Source organism: Microcoleus harperi Pol14_C6 (assembly GCF_036701295.1).
GTDB lineage: Bacteria > Cyanobacteriota > Cyanobacteriia > Cyanobacteriales > Microcoleaceae > Microcoleus.
This window is the reverse complement of record NZ_JAUBQN010000002.1, coordinates 245564-263217: the sequence shown is the minus strand read 5'-3', so window position 1 is coordinate 263217 and position 17654 is coordinate 245564. Positions and strand designations below refer to the sequence as shown.

Annotated in this window: 10 protein-coding genes; 8 read left to right on the top strand and 2 right to left on the bottom strand. The window is 45.3% G+C overall.

Annotated elements, in window-relative coordinates; translation table 11 throughout:
- The first annotated feature begins 221 nt into the window (after positions 1–221).
- The 4 genes from QUA27_RS02780 (at position 222) to QUA27_RS02765 (ending at position 4804) form a co-directional block, all read left to right on the top strand.
- Positions 222–1655, top strand: a complete 1434-nt coding sequence (locus QUA27_RS02780; protein ID WP_333066200.1) for a site-specific DNA-methyltransferase — start codon at positions 222–224, stop codon at positions 1653–1655.
- Entirely contained in the window at positions 1636–2175 is a 540-nt protein-coding gene (locus QUA27_RS02775) for an AvaI/BsoBI family type II restriction endonuclease (RefSeq protein ID WP_333066199.1), read from the top strand. The genes QUA27_RS02780 and QUA27_RS02775 overlap by 20 nt, the downstream gene beginning before the upstream one ends.
- Entirely contained in the window at positions 2111–2983 is an 873-nt protein-coding gene (locus QUA27_RS02770; protein WP_333066198.1) for an AvaI/BsoBI family type II restriction endonuclease, read from the top strand. The genes QUA27_RS02775 and QUA27_RS02770 overlap by 65 nt, the downstream gene beginning before the upstream one ends.
- Positions 2984–3163: 180 nt before the next feature.
- On the top strand, positions 3164–4804 hold the full coding sequence (locus QUA27_RS02765; RefSeq protein ID WP_333066197.1) for a thioredoxin-like domain-containing protein: 1641 nt from the start codon (positions 3164–3166) through the stop codon (positions 4802–4804).
- Positions 4805–5143: 339 nt separating this feature from the next.
- On the opposite strand, the gene QUA27_RS02760 is transcribed toward QUA27_RS02765, so the two are convergent.
- Positions 5144–5944: a circadian clock KaiB family protein gene (locus QUA27_RS02760; protein WP_333066196.1), complete on the bottom strand. Its 801-nt coding sequence runs from the start codon at positions 5942–5944 to the stop codon at positions 5144–5146.
- Positions 5945–6005: 61 nt separating this feature from the next.
- Positions 6006–7268 carry a type IV pilus twitching motility protein PilT gene (locus QUA27_RS02755; RefSeq protein WP_190659923.1) on the bottom strand — a complete coding sequence of 421 codons (1263 nt, stop codon included), beginning with the start codon at positions 7266–7268 and terminating at the stop codon, positions 6006–6008.
- Between the two features lie 306 nt (positions 7269–7574).
- Between QUA27_RS02755 and QUA27_RS02750 the strand changes: the two genes are divergently transcribed.
- From QUA27_RS02750 to QUA27_RS02735, 4 genes are all read left to right on the top strand, one after another.
- A complete protein-coding gene (locus QUA27_RS02750) occupies positions 7575–8972 on the top strand; it encodes an amidase (protein WP_333066195.1) in 1398 nt (465 codons plus the stop codon).
- A gap of 295 nt (positions 8973–9267) precedes the next feature.
- A complete protein-coding gene (locus QUA27_RS02745; protein ID WP_333066194.1) occupies positions 9268–12021 on the top strand; it encodes a Vgb family protein in 2754 nt (917 codons plus the stop codon).
- 560 nt (positions 12022–12581) lie between these two features.
- Positions 12582–14585 (top strand): cation:proton antiporter domain-containing protein, encoded by a 2004-nt coding sequence (locus QUA27_RS02740; protein WP_333066193.1) that lies wholly within the window; start codon positions 12582–12584, stop codon positions 14583–14585.
- A gap of 697 nt (positions 14586–15282) precedes the next feature.
- Positions 15283–16941 carry an alpha/beta hydrolase gene (locus QUA27_RS02735; protein WP_333066192.1) on the top strand — a complete coding sequence of 553 codons (1659 nt, stop codon included), beginning with the start codon at positions 15283–15285 and terminating at the stop codon, positions 16939–16941.
- The last annotated feature ends 713 nt before the right edge of the window (positions 16942–17654 follow it).

Here is a 17654-nt window from a genome sequence, read left to right as displayed (position 1 = left end):
ATCGACCCGAATAAAATTAACGGTGTATTGGTTAGTTTGGAAAATAACAGCCGGGAAAATCAAAGATAAAATTTGGGATAAGCAAGAAAGGCAAATTTCTGGAGCTGTTAATTATCTGGTTCTTCAGAGACAATTAACAAGGGTGGCGGCATCTGTCCGTTCTTTGATTGGAGATACTGGTATACTACGATCGACAGTTAGTTATTTAATAATTTGTAGTCATGGTAAATATGTCAAGCATCTCCAATATGGCCTCTGAAGTGGAAAGTGACTTTCTGGGAGAGATTGATAACCTTGACAGGCAATTACACGATCGCTTTCAAGACAAGTTTGTAGTCCAGCCCTCCCTGACCAGACTTTTGGTTAGTTTTCAGGCTAACAAAACTAGACCCATTTATAGGTGGTACAAGTATAAGGAAGCTTTCTCCGCTTCTATTGTCGAGTTTTTATTCCAAAAATATCAAGTCATTCAAGGCAAGATTTTAGATCCTTTTACAGGTAGTGGAACTGCTTTATTTGCTGCTAGTGACTTGGGAATAGATGGTGAGGGTATTGAATTGTTACCTATCGGTCAACATATAATTAATACCAAAATCCTTTTAGACACTGCATTCACTTTTGATGATTTTGAGCGGCTAAAGACATGGTTTAATGGGCAAATATGGAAACAATTTGAGGACCAAGTCACTCTGCCAGAATTGAGAATCACTAAAGGAGCTTACTCCGAAAAAAATAAAATAGAAATTGAGCAATATCTTGGAGCTTGTTATCAAGAAAATATTAAGCTTCAATCAGTTTTAGTCTTGATTTTACTGTGTGTTTTAGAATCCGTAAGCTATACACGCAAAGATGGACAGTATCTTCGTTGGGATTACCGTTCAGATCATGGCCAGTCAAAGAAGTCCTTCAATAAAGGTGAGGTTCTTGAGTTCAGTAAAGCTATTACCCAAAAATTCAATGAACTTGTTAACGACTTAGAACCTCCTACACAACAACTTGAGCTTTTTCAAACTCAGAATAATCAAGGCAAAATTAATTTGCATCAAGGTTCTTGTCTGAAGATAATGCCCGATTTGCCGGACTCTACATACGATGCAATCATTACATCTCCACCTTACTGCAATCGATATGACTATACTCGCACCTATGCACTAGAGCTAGCTTTACTAGGCATTTCTGAAAAGGAATTAATTAATCTGCGTCAGGAAATGCTAAGCTGTACGGTTGAGAATCACCCCAAAGATTTATTGGCTATCAATCCGGGTTGGGAAGTAGCTTTAAGTATTGCTAATTCGCAAACTCTAGTGCAGGCTATATTAAGATATTTGGACAGCCAAAAGTCACAAGGTATATTGAACAACAATGGTATACCAAGAATGGTAAGAGGATATTTCTATGAAATGGCTTGCGTAATACAAGAAAGCTTTCGTATCCTTAAACCTGGGGCATTTTTGTTTATGGTTAATGACAATGTGCGCTACGCAGGTATAAGCATTTCAGTGGACATGATTCTTTCTGATTTTGCTGAAAAACTCGGCTTTATTACTGAAAATATTCTAGTCTTACCGGGTGATAAGGGGAATAGTAGTCAACAAATGGGAAATTATGGACGCGCTCCTTTGAGGAAGTGCGTTTATGTATGGAAAAAACAATAACTCGAAGCCTATGTGTGTTTATCGTAACCATCTTCAATCCAGTGACGATCTTGTCACAACCTATGAAGACACTCGTGCGGGTTTTGTTGCACTTGCCCTTGAAAAAAATCGACGCGCTACACCTTACGTTGCCCAAGCAAGAGCACTTCAAGAAGCTGCGGGTCAAGCTGAGAGTCCTACTGATTTGTTAAATGTTAAGGGCATTGAAATGGGATTATTGACTGCAGCAGGATTATCTGACAAGTCTCTTGCTCATTTGATGCCAAATGATAAAATTGAAGCTATCAATGGTCTAATCAGGAATTTTCTTGAGCCAGCAGGCACAAGTTTTGTGGAGGAATTGGTCTTTAGATTTCTACTGACTCGTGGTGACACGCTTGGTGGCTCAATGCGTAATGTTGGCGGAGCATTAGCACAAAGAAAACTAACTCGTGCTATCCTCTCGACTCTCACCATTGCTGGTAAGAGATATTTACGTTGCCCAAGCAAGAGCACTTCAAGAAGCTGCGGGTCAAGCTGAGAGTCCTACTGATTTGTTAAATGTTAAGGGCATTGAAATGGGATTATTGACTGCAGCAGGATTATCTGACAAGTCTCTTGCTCATTTGATGCCAAATGATAAAATTGAAGCTATCAATGGTCTAATCAGGAATTTTCTTGAGCCAGCAGGCACAAGTTTTGTGGAGGAATTGGTCTTTAGATTTCTACTGACTCGTGGTGACACGCTTGGTGGCTCAATGCGTAATGTTGGCGGAGCATTAGCACAAAGAAAACTAACTCGTGCTATCCTCTCGACTCTCACCATTGCTGGTAAGAGATATTACTGGCAACACTCAAACACAAAAAAGTGGATAGCCATGACAAATGATGACACAGAAATTGAGTTGTCTTTACGTGGGATAAGTTGGGAGAGCGAGCTGGGTAATCGCACATTGATTTATAACCTAACTGTTCCGCTAGTCAGGAGCAATGTGGATTTATGTTTATTTAATCTTGCCCCGACGGAGTTGGTAGCCAGTCAATGCAGCGCAATTGACCCATCTATGGTGGCACCTTATGTTATTGCATTGGGCGAACTTAAAGGCGGAATCGATTCTGCCGGTGCAGATGAGCATTGGAAAACGGCACAAGCGGCACTAAATCGCATACGCGAAGCTTTTTTCCGGGTTGGACATTCACCTCTGACTTTCTTTGTGGGTTCAGCGGTGGCGACAAGGATGGCGGGTGAAATTTTGCATCAACTGGAAAACGGGACTCTCACTAATGCTGCCAATCTGAATGAGGAGAATCAAGTTGCATCTATTTGTCGCTGGTTATGTAATTTATAAAAGCAAAAACCGTTTTGACTTCGTGTCTGTTTTAACATCCTCCCTGACCCCCGTCTTGTGACACAGCCATCTTCGCTGTCTCCAAAAGCCCCGGTTTAGTAAGCTTTCTTCCCATCCTGCCAAACTTCCCGCTAAATTAAAGAAGTAAAAAAATCATTCACATCCTACCCAGGAGATGCCATGCCCCGCGTCAGAGCACCAGAATTCCCCGGAAACTACCCCTGGTTAAACACCGAGAAACCTTTATCCATTGAATCCTTAAAAGGGCGCGTCGTCCTCCTCGACTTTTGGACATACTGCTGCATCAACTGCTTGCACGTCCTCCCCGACTTAAAATACCTCGAACAAAAATATAAAGATTCCCTCACGGTTATCGGCGTTCACTCGGCTAAATTTGAAAACGAAAAAGAAGTAGAAAACATCCGCCAAGCTATCCTCCGCTACGATATCGAACATCCGGTAATTGTAGATAGCGGCATGAAAGTTTGGCAAAGCTATGCGGTTCGCGCTTGGCCGACTTTAATGGTGATCGATCCTGAAAGTTATGTCGTCGGCTTTGTTTCCGGCGAAGGCAATAGAGAAGCACTTGACGAGTTAGTTGGCAAGTTAATTGCTGAATACAAAGATAAAAATGCACTCAAATTTAAACAACTCCGTTTTAGCTTAGAAAAACAGCGCAAACCTGTATCAACACCGCTGGCTTTTCCCGGTAAAGTGCTGGCATTTGCGATCGCTGCAACGGAGGCAAAACATCTTCACCAACAGGTCGCGCTTTTGGGCGAAATGAGCCAGGAAAATGAATCTGTAGATGAAACTGTATTGCCCGGGCCTGCTAATTCTGTCATACAAAACTTAGTCGGTTCTTGCTTATTTATTGCCGATTCAGGACACAATAGGATTGTGGTCAGCACCCTCGAAGGTGAGGTGCTGCACGTCATCGGTAGTGGTAAACCGGGTTTAACTGATGGGGACTTTGAAGAGGCTGAGTTTTTTGCACCTCAAGGTATGGCTTTTGATGCAGAAAGTCAAATTCTATATGTTGCTGATACGGAAAATCATGCTATCAGAAAGATTGATTTTACGACTCAACGGGTAGAAACTGTTGCTGGTACCGGCGAACAAAGTCACGAAATTTCACCCCCCAGCGGCAAGGCTTTAGAAACGCAATTGAATTCGCCTTGGGATTTAGAAAGAGTTGGAAACAGACTTTTTATTGCAATGGCGGGTTCGCACCAAATTTGGGAAATGCAGTTAGACACTGGCACGATCGGCACTTATGCGGGTATTGGTCGAGAATCCTGTGTGGACGGGAATCTTGCAGAATCTGCTTTTTCTCAGCCGAGCGGCCTCGCTACGGATCGATCGGAGTTGTTTGTTGCCGACAGCGAAATTAGTTCGATTCGTGCTGTGGGTATAGATGAAGACCCGAAGGTTCGCACTGTTTGCGGTAGCGGTGAATTGTTTGGTTTTGGGGATAAAGATGGTCGCGGTGATGAGGTCAGGTTGCAGCACTGTTTGGGTGTTGAATACGCTCAAAATTACCTCTGGGTGGCTGATACTTACAATCACAAAATTAAGCGGATCGACCACCGGGGCGGTACGTGCAGAACCATGATTGGAGATGGTACAGCAGGTTTGGTTGATGCTAAAGGTCTCAAGGCTCGATTTTTTGAACCTTCAGGGTTGAGTGCGATCGGGCCTCACTTGTTTGTTGCTGATACGAACAATCATGTAATTCGGAGAGTTGAGTTGGATACGCTGGAAGTCACAACTTTGGATTTCCCCAATTTGTGCGCTCCGGATGTTTGTCTTCCTGATTAAGCCGATCAACTTTTTTGACTTCAGGCACGGGTCTCAATTCTCCTGATTGCCAGATTGATTGTGGTAAAGTAAGGTGCTCTTCGGCGCACCTTACCACAATTTGCAAGCCAAGTAAGTTACCCTAATTATTCGCGGTGAGTGCAGTACCTCACCCGCAATTCACTTCTGGATGCAGAACCTCTATATTTAGGGTGTACTGCCCAAAAACACCTAACCGATATAAGTAGAACGCCAAACCACTTTTTGCGTCTAAGACTGAATTACTAAATGTTGTTAATTCCAGCGCTACTAAAACCGCGATCGCCAGTAGTAAATAATCGCAAACATCCTCGCCCCAATCTAAAATTCCGAATAGCTCAGCAGTCGCACTATTTTTTCATCATCGTTCAACTCCCCGACAATTCGTCGCACCGGTTTCGGCCAGATTTTAATCAAAGTAGGAGTTGCTGAAATCTGATCTGCCTCAGCTTGGTCTGGATGTTTCAAAACATCAATTACTTTTAAAGTGTAGGGACGATCGAGGCATTTCTCTAAAAACTGGTGTAAAGTTTCCAGGGTGCGTTCGGTGCTGGGGTTGCTGCCGGAAACAAACAGACGCAAAACATACCCTTGAGTTTGTGGCGGTGGGGTGAGTGCTGTTGGTTTGGGCAGCCGAGTCTGCTGCGATGGCGGAATATCCAAGGGAGTTACGATCGAACTGCTCCAGCCCGATCGAGCTTCGGGGCTGGCATACTGTACAACTAAGTCGTGATTTTCCCAAAGTTCGGGAAATTGTTGGTGATAAGTAGCGATCGCCATCGGTTCGCACATTTCTTCACTCCGGGGATGCCACACTAAGTCGCCAGTCCCAAAAATGGCGTTCAGCAGCGTTTGATGTCGCAGCACGGGGGGGTAAGCCTCGGCAGCAACCCGTACCTGCCGATCGCCTGGATCGAGCCAGGAGTCAACGGTTGCCGTGTAGCAAGGTATCAGAAAATGCGGCGGTTCCGACAAACCGAGGATCTCCTGTAGAGCTACGCACAACTGCAAATGCCACCGACTTTGCTTGCGGGGGTCTATGCAATAGATTAAGTCTCCCCCTGGTGTAAACAGCGCAATGCCTTTGAAAATTTCTGGCAAAATCGGGCGATCGACTTTCAATTCAGTACACCAATAAAAGTTAACAGTTAACTGTTAACAGTTAACTGTTAACACTCCACCTTTAGACTCGACCTCGCAGCATCTGAGCCATTTCGTTCGGGAACGGCGAGTTCTCTACACAAAGTTCTTCAGTAATCCGACCTTCTTGATAAAGGCCGTAGAGCGACTTATTCATCGTCGTCATGCCTTCATAAGTATCTTTGATCATGATTTGATTAATTTCCTCATTCTGGCCCTTCAGAATGTATTCCTTAACCACGTCGGTATTGATCATAACGTCGTGGAAAGCAGCCCGCTTTCCGTCTGTGGTTTTGCACAGCAGTTGAGCAATAATCGCCACTAGGGATTCGGAAATTGAAACCCGTATGGCATCCTGTTCTTCCGCCCCGAACATATCAAGAATCCGGTTCAGGGTCTTAACCGCACTGTTGGTGTGCAGGGTTCCTGCAACTAAGTGACCGGTTTGAGAGGCTTTGAGGGCGATTTCCACCGTCTCTCTGTCCCGAATTTCTCCTACTAGCAGCATATCCGGGTCTTGTCGCAGAGCGCCTTTGAGAGCGCTCATAAACTTGAGGGTGTGCCTGCCGACTTCCCGGTGCTTAATCAAGGATTTTTTGCTTTCGTGTACGAATTCTACGGGGTCTTCGATCGTAATGATGTTGTAGGCTTTATTCTTATTGATGTAGTCAATCATCGCGGCCAAGGTGGTAGACTTACCCGAACCTGTCGGGCCTGTCACCAAAATCAGCCCTTTGTGGTAGCCACATATTTTCCTAAATACCTCCGGCAGTTTCAATTCCTCCAGAGTCATTATTTTGGCAGGAATTAGCCGCAGCACCATTGCCGGGCCGGCCAAGGAGTCCATGCAACTGATCCGAATGCGGACGAACCCGAAGTCGAAAGCGCCGTCAAAGTCTAAGGTTTTTTGGAAAATTTCAATTTCTTCATCGCTCATGCACTCGCGCAACCAGCCAAAAAACGTATCTAAATCCGTCGGTGGATAGCCGATGTCGGCAATCTCGCCCCGCGTGCGGAAGCGGGGAACTTCGTTTACTCCGAGGTGAAGGTCGGATACTCCTTCTTCTTTGGCTCGGATGACTAGCTCTTTCAAACTCGGAACTCCGCCACTGCTAGAAATCGGGTTTTTAGGTGTGGCGAAGGATTGCGGCGGCGGTGCTGGTGCTGGTGCTGGTGCGGGCGGCGGTGCTGGCGGCATTCCTGCTGCTCTGGGGGGCATCCCTGGAGCTGGAGGGCGGGGTATTCCTGGCAGTGGGGGAGCTCCGGGTACGGGCGGGCGAGGAGCTGGCGGATGCTGCTGTGTCATATGCGCTACCTTAAGTTGGTGAGAAGGCTGACTCGAACAGATGATTTGTGGGAGTTGGACAATGCCGAGCGCCCGAAGAGCGTCTCTTGCACAAAAGCTTAACTGCTCTCCTCAGTCTATCGCAAGATCAGGTTCTGCTGGTGTAATACAAAGGAAATATTCTGCCAATAGGAGGATGCGCTCACTCTTTCTCTACGCCCAAATAGGTATTTTCCACATTTTTGGATAAATTTTTTAATGGAAAGAGTTTTCCGCACTCAAGCAGTATAAATTGATACTTCATCCAACAATTAAGGACTTAAACCGATGAATTCTGTCGATCGGGCTTTTACTCCAGCTCTGGAGTTAGCGGAGTCGATCCGCACCCTGGAAGTGTCGCCTTTAGAAATTGTCAATCTGTACTTGGAACGGATCGATCGATTAAACCCTGAGCTGGGCAGTTATTTTACGGTAACGGCAGAGCGGGCGATCGCCTTAGCTAAATCTCAAACCGAAAAACTAGCGGGGTTAAACAAGCCACAGGAATTGCCACCTTTTTTCGGAGTGCCGATCGCCATTAAAGACTTGACACCAGTTACAGGCGTTCCCTGTACTTACGGCACCCAGGCTTTGCTGGGTAACATCTCTGCCTATGACGAGTCAGTAGTATGGCGGATCAAAGCAGCGGGATTTAACATTCTGGGCAAAACAGCGACCTCTCAAATTGGCTCATTACCTTACACCGAACCAGAAGGTTTCCCGCCCGCCCGCAATCCCTGGAATTTAGACTATACCCCCGGAGGTTCCAGCGGCGGCTCAGCGGCTGCTGTAGCAGCAGGTTTGTGCGCGATCGCCCAAGGTTCAGACGGCGGCGGTTCGATTCGAGGCCCAGCTTCCTGCTGCGGTTTAGTGGGCATTAAACCCTCGCGGGGGCGAGTTTCCTGGGCACCTGTCGGAGATTACCTCAGCGGCATTTCTGCCAACGGCCCCCTGGCGCGCACTGTAGCTGACGCCGCCGCACTTTTGGATGTGATGTCAGGCTACACAACAGGCGATCCGTACTGGCTACCAGATTCAAATCCGACATTTTTAGAGGCTTCCCGTCAAAAGCAGGGTAAGCTGCGAATTGCGTTTTCTACGACTATTTCCCCTGTGGGCGAGGCTTCGGCTATCTGTCAGCAAGCGGTACTCGAAACAGTAAAATTATTGACTGATTTGGGACATGATGTCGAACCTGGATGCCCGGATTTTACGGGTTTAATCGAACCGTTTATCGCAATTTGGCAGTCGGGGGCGGCTGCAAGTGGCATTCCAGGCCCTGCTTTGGAACCGATGAATCGCTGGCTCTTAGAAAGAACTATTTCGGCTGGGGAATATTTGCGGGCGGTGAATCAAATGCAGGTGATTTCACGGCGGATTGTGGGATTCTTTGAAAAATTTGATGTGTTAGTTTTGCCGACTTATATGCACTCCCCCATCAGGGTTGGGGAGTGGGCGGATTTGAGTTTTGAAGAAACTTTGCAGCGCATTATTAATTGGGTAGCTCCTTGTCCGCCGTTTAATGCTAGCGGTTTGCCTGCGATCGCACTTCCTGCCATTTTAGATAACAACGGTTTGCCCGTTGGAATTCAAATTATCGGGCGGCCGGCGGCGGAAGCAACTTTAATTGCTTTAGCGGCGCAGATGGAAGCGGCTAAACCTTTCCCGGTTTTAGATTTTAAATAGACAAGAGCAAGGGATAAAAGCACGTTTGCCTTTTTTATGGGTATGCCAAATCAGGACTTGTGCGCGGGCAACAAGAAATCCGCTTTTTGGCAGAAATTTCTATTGACTGTTGACTGTTTGGCCTTTGAACAATACCGATGCAACGGGAAACGAGAGGATTGAGAAAGGGGACAAATTTTAGGTTGAGTTTTTGTAAAATATAAAATACTTCTTAAACTACTTGACTTTTTTGGTAAGTAGGGTATAATCCTTTCAAATTAATTCCCGGTGGCGGGTGTATCTAAAAAAATAACTTATGTTTAACAAAGCAGGACTGTTTGAAGAAAATCAGATTCTGGGAAATGTTGTGGGTGTTCCAGCGGAAAAACTAGACTTATTCAGTAATTTCGATCGCTTAAATCGGATCGGCAAAATTGCCGTCGGCGATACCTATGGTTTATTTGATACCAGCTACGATTTGACTCAAAAACCCGATTGGGCGGCTGCTGCGACTGGTAGTGCGATCGACCTTTTTGGGCCATCCACCGACAGCGGTTTCCAATCGTCAGGAGGCGATAATCTTAAAGTTGATAGTAGTGTAAAATCCCAGACCGCTGTCTCCACTCAACTTCAGACAGACGAACTGACAGGCATGGATTTTGCTGTTGGTGATAGTGGTGGCGGGCCAGAACTCACCCTATCCCAAACTTCTTCCCTATTTCCTGATGAAAACTGGGCTTTCAATTTTAAAGATTACACCATCGAGCACCAAGGTTTAAACACCATAAACCTCAAAGTAGGTTACGGATTAAAACCGGGAATTACCCAGAACGAATATCCCGATTTTGTGCCCATTTACCAAAGTATTGATAACTTCCTAGTTAACTACCCGAACGAAACGGATTTTTGGGAAATTGTTAACAAAAATTTGACGGAAAAGCTGCTTAATGAAAATCCGGTATTGACAGATGTTACGATTCAACTTGAAGTTTTGCCAACGGAGATATTGCCCTACGATCGCGCCAGTACAGTTTTCCGCAGTCAATCGGGCAAAATCACGGAAGATTGGAATTTTTCAGTCAAAGACTACGCAATCAATCACCAAGGATTGAACAAGCTCAATCTCGATATAGATTACCAGTACAAGCCGGAAATCGCTCCCAATGAATATCCCGATTTTGTGCCAATCTACAAGAGCATTGATAACTTTTTAACCACATATCCGAACGAAACTGATTTTTGGGAAGTTGTCAATAAAAACTTGGCTGAAAATATCCTCAACGAAAATCCTGCCTTGGCGGCAATTAATATAGATTTCAACGTTCTGCCAAGCCAAACCTTGCCCTACAACCGCACCAGCAAAGTTACTCGCACTCAACCCAGCAATCCTCAAGGAACTTTCCTAGTTGGCAATAGCAGGGGAAATAATATACTTCGGTTTGACGGCAATACCGGCAATTTTATAGGCGAATTTATTCCACCGGGAAGCGGCGGTTTGTCCAATCCAGATACGATCGTTTTTGGGCCAGATGGCAATGGCGATGATAAGTCGGACATTTACGTTAGTAGCGGCGACAAGCCCGGAAATTCGGGAGAACCAACAGCATCGGCGGTATTGCGGTATGACGGAATTAGTGGCGCATTTATTGACAAGTTTGTCGGCGATAATCCGAACACGGCGGTCGATGAAACTGGCGGATTGTTTCGCCCTTACGGTTTAGCTTTTGGCCCTGACGGTAATTTTTATGTCAGCAGTTTTTTGAGTGACCAAATTCTTCGATATAACGGCAAAACAGGACAGTTTATTGATGTATTTGCTTCGGGAAATCAGCAAGCAGGAGGATTGAATGGCCCGAACGGTTTACTGTTTGCTCCTGAGGGCAATTTGTATGTGACAACGGAGGGGAGTGTTGCGAGCAACGGTCAAGCTGATTTTAGCGCAAGTTTCCCCAGTCAGGTGCTGCGTTACAACCCCCAAACCCGGCAGTCAAGTATCTTTGCTTCGCCCGATCCTTCGCCTCGGGGTCAGGGATTTGCAAGTCTTTTGGGAATGGCAATCGGGCCCGCTGACGGCGACCTTTATGTCAGCGATTTTGCTAACGATATCAGGCGCTACAATTTAAAAAGTGGGGAATTGGTCAAGGTTTTATCTACCAATTATACTGATACTTCGCCCAGTAGCAATTATGTAGGTAGTTTGGCTTTTTCGCCGATCGGCAATTTGTTTGCAGTTGGCTTTGACAACCGCGCCAATGCTAACGGTGCCGGCGCTGTTTTGCGGTACAATGGCAAGACTGACGAACCGCTGCCAATATCGGGAAATCCTGGGTCGAGTAACAGTTCTATTTTTGTCCCTCCCGACAGCAAGCTACAGCGTCCAATAGGAATTGCTTTCTTTCCGTCCGATGCTCAACTGACGCAGAAATGGAATTTTACATTGGCAAATTACCCAATTAATCATCAAGGGTTAAACAACCTGAATATTGATGTAAATTATAAGTACAAAGACGGGATTCAAAATTATCAGTATCCTGATTTTGTGCCTATTTACAAGAGCATTGACAATCTTTTAGTTAATTACCCGAACGAAACCGATTTTTGGGAAATTGTCAACAAAAATCTGACAGAAAAAGTGCTTGCTGACAATTCGGCAATTTCGTCTGTGACGGTTAATTTGGAGGTTTTACCAACGAACCAATTGCCTTACGAGCGCAGCAGTACCGTTACTCGCACTCAAGATGGTAAATTAGGCGAAGCATGGGAGTTCAAGCTTCCTAATTACTCGCTCGATCACCAGGGTTTGAATAACCTCAATATTGATGTCCAATATCAGTACAAACCAGGAATTACGCAGGAGCAGTATCCAGACTTTGTGCCAATTTACAAAAGCATCGACAGTTTCTTGACTAATTATCCCAATGAAACGGATTTCTGGGAAATTCTTAATAAGAGTTTGACGCAAAAGCTGCTAGCCGAAAATCCTGCTTTGGATTCGTTGCAAATGAATTTGGAGGTTTTGCCGACTAACAGATTGCCTTACGAGCGAGCTAGTATTGTGTCGCTTGCTTAGCCTATCATTGAAAATTAGATGAACAAAACTTGACAACAAATACATACTTAGCTACCGTAAGGGTACGGTTAAGTACGTTGCGTAGAAACCGGGTTTTTTCGCGTCCAAGACTAACCCATTGAAATTGTCTATTGTGGTAAAAAACCCGGTTTTTTTAAGAAACCGGGTTTCTGAATTAGACCGAGTTTGCCAAGCTCCATCTTGGGATATATGTCTGTGTCTCCCTGCATTTGATACCTAAATAGTGGTGGACGCAAATAGGATCAAAAACCAGGTTTCGACGTTAACGTCGATCGCTCACAACCTGTTATTTTGAATTTTAACCGGGTTTTTGTGCCTCCAGGACTGAAAAAGATAGTTTTTTATCGGAGTTCGTGATGCACCCAATTTATAGTCATCAAACCCATATTTTCCCTATAAACCGAGTTGCTACCGCCCAGTCTTACTTATTACCAATTACGCTGAAATTAATTGATAATACCTCTTTAGATTGATAGATATTGTGCTTATTTTGTTTTAAAAATGGTAGCAGTTCGCTGCCAATAGTTAGGGTGAAATTTATGTTAACTTCCGGGCCGATTACCGCTCCCGTTCCCGTTTTTCTAGTTCTTTTAGCAATCATGCTACTCGCGCCTCTGTTATTTGAGCGCTTGCGACTACCGGGAATAGTCGGGTTAATTATTGCGGGCGTAATTGTCGGACCAAACGGTCTAAATTTGCTGCAACGAGACGCTACTATTGTTTTGTTAGGTACAGTAGGATTGCTATTTTTGATGTTCCTAGCGGGACTGGAAACTAGCCTCGACGACCTCAAACTCAATGCGGACAAAGCTGTCATATTTGGGCTGGCTACTTTTTCGCTACCGATGATATTGGGAACAGGAGCAATGCTGCTGTTGGGGTATAGCTGGCTGGCTGCAATTTTAGTCGCTTCTTGTTTCGCTACGCACACGCTTTTAGCGCTGCCAATTCTCACCAAATTGGGATTGATGCGAACTCAGACTATTACTGCGACTTTGGGGGGGACGTTAATTACGAATGTGTTGGGACTGTTGGTGCTGGCAATTGTTGTCAAAGCTTTCAAAGGAAATCTCACTCTCGATTTTTGGCTATTTCTCATTCCATCTCTTGCTATCTACACTTTTGCTACTTTGTGGGGAGTCCCCAAAATCGGTCGCTGGTTTTTTAAGAAATTCGGACACGACGAAAATGCCGAATTTATATTTGTATTGGCGACCCTGTTTCTAGTTTCTTACGCAGCCGAACTAATTGAAATTGAGGCAATTATTGGTGCATTTTTATCGGGAATTGCCATCACTCAAATTATCCCCAAAATGAGTCCGCTGATGAATCGGATTGAGTTTATTGGCAATACGCTGTTTGTGCCGTTTTTTCTGATTTCGGTGGGGATGTTAATTGACCCGCTAATTTTGGTAAAGCAGCCGCAGTCTTTGTTGGTGGCGGCGGTGATGATTTTAGCAGAGGTGGTGAGCAAGTTTTTGGCAGCTTGGATACCGGGGAAATTATTTCGTTTTGAGTTTCCCAGCATTATGGTAATGTTCGGTCTATCTGTTGCTCAAGCTGCTTCTACTTTGGCGGCGATTACGGTTGCTTTTGACATTAAATTGGTCGATCGCGTAACGGTGAACGGCATCATTGCCATGATTTTAGTAACTTGTGTTGCTTCTCCTTGGATTGTATCTCGGTGGGGTCAACAAATGCAGCAGCCGGGGTCGAGTTTGCCGGCTGCTACTTCGGGAAAGCATTCATGGGGACATCGAGTTTTAGTGCCTGTTGCTAATCCCAATACGGAAGATAATTTGCTACGTTTGGCTTTGATTTTAGCAAAAACATCTCAGGGAACTTTGCTGCCGCTGCATATTTTGTCCGATCGCGGCGAAGCAATTTCACCGGCCGATAAAATGCAGCAAACTCAACTTTTGACGGCTGCGGAAACTGTGGCCCATGCTGCTGCTTGTGCGGTTGAACCGATCGCGAGGATAGATGATGCGATCGATCGGGGAATCCTTCGGAGTGCAACCGAACGCGAGGCTAGTTTAATAGTTTGCGGTTGGAAGGGATTTTCTACGACTCGCGACAATTTTTTTGGCAGCATCATTGACACAGTGATCAGGCGATCGCCAGTACCCGTACTGATTGCTCGATTTCCCGATCCTCTCCAGAATACAGCCAGAGTTATTTTGGCGGTAACTGACAGCGAGTTGACTCGGTTTGGATTTCAGGAAACCGTGGAGATTGCGAAGAGTTTGGCTGCGGAACTTAAGGCGACTTTGCAAGTGTTGTTGGTGGCGACACAACGGGAAAAAAGCAACAAAAGTGCGGCGGAGGTGGAAATTCTTTCTGAGATACCAGTAAATCGGGTGCGGGGAAATTTTATCAAGCTAGTTTCGCATAATTTGTTAGAACACGATTTGCTGATTTTAACAACAATTTCTCAGCAACAGCATTTGTGGGAGCAACCGGGAGTTCTCAAAGAACCGGAAGCGATCGCCCGGACTCACCAAAATATTTCGATGCTTGTTGTTTATTTTCCTGTATCTTGAGGAAAACATTAACCGCAGATGATGTTAGGCATCTGCATTCATCTGCGGTTAATGTTTTAGGACTAAAGCCAAGTGGCAAATTAAACAAAGGTATGTAGTTGCGCTCGACTCGCTATTTCCTAAGCTAAGAGCGCACAAGCGCAACTACATACCTAAAATTTAACCTCCCTATTTATGACAATTGTGTAAGTCCTATATTTAATCCTAATCCAACGGAATTGCTAGCAAAATTTCCGCTGTGCGACTCTGAAATACACTAGAGCGCCGTACATAGTTTTTAGGCAAAACTTTGATAGCTAATCGATAGACCCTATTTTGAATCTTTCCCTTACCGCAATTTGGCTTAGTGCCTTAAGAAATATCAAATCCGGTATCATCAGAATTAATATTACCCCCAGTCAGGACACGTGCCACGCAGTTTCCGGAAAATTAATCTGGCGAGCAGATCGCTCTTTTCACTCGTGAAGTTTGTATTTTTTCGGCGGTCGGTTAAAAAATCCTTCAACTCATCATCGTTAGCACCCGCACAAGAAGTGCACTTAGGTACCGAATGTGCGATCGGCAAGTAAATATGCGTAGATGCTTTGCCGATCGCACCCCGATGAAGACAATTTCTCGGCATCTAGGACAATTTCTCGGTATCTGGGAGAATTTTGAGAATATGGTGATCTACCCCCTCTAGTTCAATAAGGTAAAAATGAGCATCAGACCAAATTTCAGATGGTTTTCTTCGGTGGCGAGTGTTTTGGGTTCGATTTCGATTAATCCTTTCAGCGACGTGACATCTCCTGTAAAAGCTGCAGAAACGGTTGTTGTCCGCAAAGGTATTTTAGAATCTTCAATATCGGTTGCAGATTTGCGCGAACTCGCAGAAACAGGAAATGTCCCGGCAAAACTGCAAGCTTATGCCAATCTCCTGTCCTCCGAACAGCGGAGTAAAATTTTTCGGGCGCTGCAAGCGAAAATTCCCTTAAATGTAGTCGGCCTGAGCAACTTGCTAAATACGGGCATCGGCACTGCCATCCTGACGGATTTGACTACAGTGATACCCAGGCGCGACGGTGGGGGTGTGGAAGCGCTGCGAGCGGCTCTGCTGCAGGGAGCCAACGCGCCCGAAGGCTTATCGGTATTGAGTTTCATTGAATCTTATCCAAGCTCGCGGGTCGTGGTAGATCTCGATCGAGCTTTCACAGTTTTGGGAAATATGAACGCAAGTTTTTGGCAAACTCAGCGCTTTATGGCGGCGATCGCACCTCAGTTAGCACCGGTTAAACCCGTGTTTAACCTGCCTTTCGATCCAACCCAGCCCGGCCCTAATTCGGTGCAGGTACGGGCGCTAGATTTGAACGATAGCGCCCGCAATCGAGCTATTCCGGTGGATGTGTATTGGTCGAAAGCTGCAACAGCCGACAAACCGACGATCGTCTTTTCTCACGGGTTGGGTTCCGTCCGCACGGATTTGCGCTACTTAGCCGAGCATTTGGCGTCTCACGGCTATGTAGTAGCAGCTTTAGAACATCCGGGCAGCAACGAAACGAATACCAATGCTGCGATGGCGGGGAAGTGTCCCTTGCTAGCTCCTCAAGAGTTTTTAGACCGTCCCAAAGACATCAGTTTTGTACTCGACGAACTGACAAAATTGAACCAAACTGATGATAACTTGCAGGGGAAAATGGCGATCGACCCATCGGTAATAATTGGCTATTCTTTCGGCGGCGCCACAGCCTTGTCCGTGGCCGGCGCCGAACTGCAATTGAGCGGACTCAAACAGCGGTGTCAGGGGGATTTGATTGGGTTCAGCTTGGGCGAAGGCATTCAGTGCGCGGCAGCCGGATTGCCCGAAGAACGGTATCAATTGCGGGATGCGAGGATTAAAAGGGCGATCGCTATGAATCCTATCACATCATTACTATTTGGAGAAATGGGTTTGAGTTCAATTGAAATTCCTACATTAATAGTAGCATCTTCTGCGGACAAAACCACTCCCGCCTTAGCCGAACAAATTGCTGGCTTCCCAAAGATTCCATCTCCCAAATGGCTAGTCGGTTTTGTAGGAGGAACCCACTTAAGCGTCAAAGATCCCAGTACAACTTTAAACCAAGTTCGCAGACCTAGCACAGTAATTACCGGGGATGAAGTTGTCGGCGACCAAGCTGCTAGCATACGCAATTATATAAAAGCTGTAAGTTTAGCTACCGCCGCTCAACTAACTCCAGAAGCTGACAAATATGCAGTTTTTCTCACGCCCGAATACGCACAATTTGCCTCTACAAATGAAATCCCGGTGCGGCTGGTAACAGAAATTTCCCCTGAAATTAATGAAGTAGTGCAAACTTTTATTCAAGGAAATAAGTAGTCATTAATAATTAAGTAGGTAAGCGCCCAAAAACCTAGGATCTTCTACAGTTCTAGACCTCGAAAATAATTAGGTAGGGTGCGCACTGCGCACCTTAAGGCTATTAGTCATTAGCTAATAATTTGATGTCCGGTCCAACACCTATAATAAAAGTGTTTGTAGTGGTCGTTTGAGAGAACATCATATTGTGAGCAGCAGTCTTTCCTTTTCTCTGCGCGGCCGCGTAGCCCCGAAGGGTGTATTTTTCTTCTTAAGCCGTCTCTGATATATTTTGTCCGTGCAAGGGCAAAATATAACAAAGCACTTTCACAAACTCTACTCCCAAACTGCGATGCTTAAAAAAAATCTTATCCCGCTTTTGCTGCTGTTTGCAGCCCTGTTTACCCTTTACGGCGACACCTTAACTTTTCTCCCCAAACCTGTAAGAGATACTAGCGTGGCAAGTCGAAAGTTCTTCGTGGGGTTGTGGCCAGATTGGTTGAGGCCGAGAGATTTCAACGAGAAAAGGCAACAGGATATTGATAAATTGCAAAAAAGTCCTAGTCCCAGTCGATAGTTTTGAGCTACCAGCGAGAAACCCGGTTTCTCTAACAATACTTAGCCATTGTATTGTAGGTTAGGTTAAGCGAAGCACAATCAAACATGAAGATTTGAGATTGTAGATTTTAGATTTTTCCTCCAATCTCAAATCGATTAAACTTGAGATTTTAGAT

What these genes read in the sequence shown, in the direction of transcription:
- QUA27_RS02780 (WP_333066200.1), top strand. Translation starts at nt 222, where the DNA reads ATGGTAAATATGTCAAGCATCTCCAATATGGCCTCTGAAGTGGAAAGT.
- QUA27_RS02775 (WP_333066199.1), top strand. Translation starts at nt 1,636, where the DNA reads ATGTATGGAAAAAACAATAACTCGAAGCCTATGTGTGTTTATCGTAAC.
- QUA27_RS02765 (WP_333066197.1), top strand. Translation starts at nt 3,164, where the DNA reads ATGCCCCGCGTCAGAGCACCAGAATTCCCCGGAAACTACCCCTGGTTA.
- QUA27_RS02755 (WP_190659923.1), bottom strand. Translation starts at nt 7,268, where the DNA reads ATGACACAGCAGCATCCGCCAGCTCCTCGCCCGCCCGTACCCGGAGCT.
- QUA27_RS02750 (WP_333066195.1), top strand. Translation starts at nt 7,575, where the DNA reads ATGAATTCTGTCGATCGGGCTTTTACTCCAGCTCTGGAGTTAGCGGAG.
- QUA27_RS02745 (WP_333066194.1), top strand. Translation starts at nt 9,268, where the DNA reads ATGTTTAACAAAGCAGGACTGTTTGAAGAAAATCAGATTCTGGGAAAT.
- QUA27_RS02740 (WP_333066193.1), top strand. Translation starts at nt 12,582, where the DNA reads ATGTTAACTTCCGGGCCGATTACCGCTCCCGTTCCCGTTTTTCTAGTT.
- QUA27_RS02735 (WP_333066192.1), top strand. Translation starts at nt 15,283, where the DNA reads ATGAGCATCAGACCAAATTTCAGATGGTTTTCTTCGGTGGCGAGTGTT.